Annotated in this window: 1 pseudogene; it reads left to right on the forward strand. The window is 70.0% G+C overall.

Going from position 1 to position 2129, the window contains the following annotated elements:
• Nucleotides 1-58 precede the first annotated feature (58 nt).
• Nucleotides 59-2129 (forward strand): annotated as a pseudogene (pepN, locus tag AC2W7M_RS24290) (aminopeptidase N); the annotation flags it as partial.

A 2129-nucleotide genomic window follows, 5' to 3' on the forward strand; every position in this document is an offset into this window, starting at 1 on the left:
CACGCGCGCGCGCGCGCGCGCGCAGACCGATTCAGAGACCGTGCGAGGAGCGCCCCCGATGCGTGATGCCGAGCCCCAGGCCGTCCGCCTTGCCGACTACCGTCCCCCGGAGTGGCTGGTGGATCGGGTGGACCTCGACTTCGCCCTCCATCCCACGCAGACCCGCGTCACCGCCCGGCTCGCCTTGCGCCGCAATCCCAAGGGCACGCCGGGCGCGCCGGTGGTGCTCGACGGCGACGGGCTGACCCTGGTGCGCCTCGCCATCGACGGCGTCCCGCTCGCCGGCTCCAGCTTCGAGGCGAGCCCGGAGCGCCTCGCTTTGCGCCATCCGCCGGCCGACGCCTTCACGCTGGAGATCGAGACGCTGGTGGACCCCACCGCCAACACCCAGCTCATGGGGCTCTACCGCACCTCGAACAATTATTGCACCCAGTGCGAGCCTGAGGGCTTCCGCCGCATCACCTACTTCCCCGATCGCCCCGACGTGCTGGCGGTCTACACCACCCGCATCGAGGCGGAGGCGGACGAGGCGCCGGTCCTGCTGGGCAACGGCAACCTCGTCTCGTCCGGGGCGGTGCTCGGGACCTCGCGCCATTTCGCCGTGTGGCACGATCCGTGGCCGAAGCCCTCCTATCTGTTCGCGCTGGTGGGCGGAAAGCTCGCCAAGGTGGCGGACAGCTTCACCACCGCATCGGGGCGGCAGGTGGAGCTGGGCATCTATGTGGAGGCGGGCAAGGAGGCGCGCGCCGGCTACGCCATGGACGCGCTGAAACGCTCCATGCGCTGGGACGAGACCGCATTCGGCCGCGAGTACGACCTCGACGTGTTCAACATCGTCGCCGTCTCCGACTTCAACATGGGAGCGATGGAGAACAAGGGCCTCAACGTCTTCAATGACAAGTACGTCCTGGCCTCGCCGCAGACCGCGACGGATGCCGACTATTCCGGCATCGAGGGCGTGATCGCCCACGAATATTTCCACAACTGGACCGGCAACCGCATCACCTGCCGCGACTGGTTCCAGCTGTGCCTGAAGGAGGGCCTCACGGTCTTCCGCGACCAGGAATTCTCCTCCGACCAGCGCTCGCGCCCGGTCAAGCGCATCGCCGACGTGCGCATGCTCAAGGCGGCCCAGTTCACCGAGGATTCCGGCCCCCTCGCCCACCCGGTCCGGCCGGAAACCTATCGCGAGATCAACAACTTCTACACGGCGACCGTGTACGAGAAGGGCTCCGAGGTGGTGCGCATGCTGAAAACCCTCCTGGGCGAGGAAGGATTCCGCAAGGGCATGGACCTCTATTTCGCGCGCCATGACGGCGAGGCTGCCACCATCGAGGATTTTCTCGCCGCCTTCGCCGACGCCACCGGTCGCGACCTCACCCAGTTCGCGCTGTGGTACGCCCAGTCGGGCACGCCGACGCTGGAGGTGAAGGGCGCGTTCGACGCCGCCGCCGGCACCTACCGCCTGGACGTGAAGCAGTCCGTGCCCCCCACCCCTGGGCAGAGCGACAAGAAGCCCATGGTGATCCCGCTCGCTCTCGGCCTCGTGGGGCCGGACGGCGCCGATCTGCCGCTGACGCTGGGCAACACGCCGGTGGAGCGCGGGGTCGTGGAGGTGACGGAGCGCGAGCAGAGCTTCCTGTTCACGGGGCTCGACGCCAAGCCCGTGCCCTCGCTCAACCGCGGCTTCTCGGCGCCGGTGAACCTGAAAAGCGACCTCACCGCCGAGGACCGGGTGTTCCTCGCCGCCCACGACCGCGACCCGTTCAACCGCTTCGACGCGCTCCAGGGCCTCGCGCGCGCTGCACGCAGCGCCCGCGGCAAGCCGGCGGGGAGCGAGGCGGCGCTGATCGACGCCGCCGGGCGACTGCTCACGGACCCGGCGCTCGATTCCGCCTTCAAGGCCCAGGCCTTGGCGCTGCCCGGCGAAGCGAGATCGCGCGCAACTCGGCGGCGACGTCGACCCGGACGCGGTGTTTTCCGCCCGCAAGGCGCTGCGCCTCAGGCTCGGCGCGGCGCTTGCCGGCCCGCTGGCGGAAACCTATGCCGCGCTCCGGCACCGACGCGCCGTTCGCGCCGGATGCCGCCTCGGCCGGGCGCCGGGCGCTGCGCAATCTCGCGCTCGACTA

The sequence above is a fragment of the Xanthobacter sp. BG11Y11_SDJG genome (genome assembly GCF_057364445.1).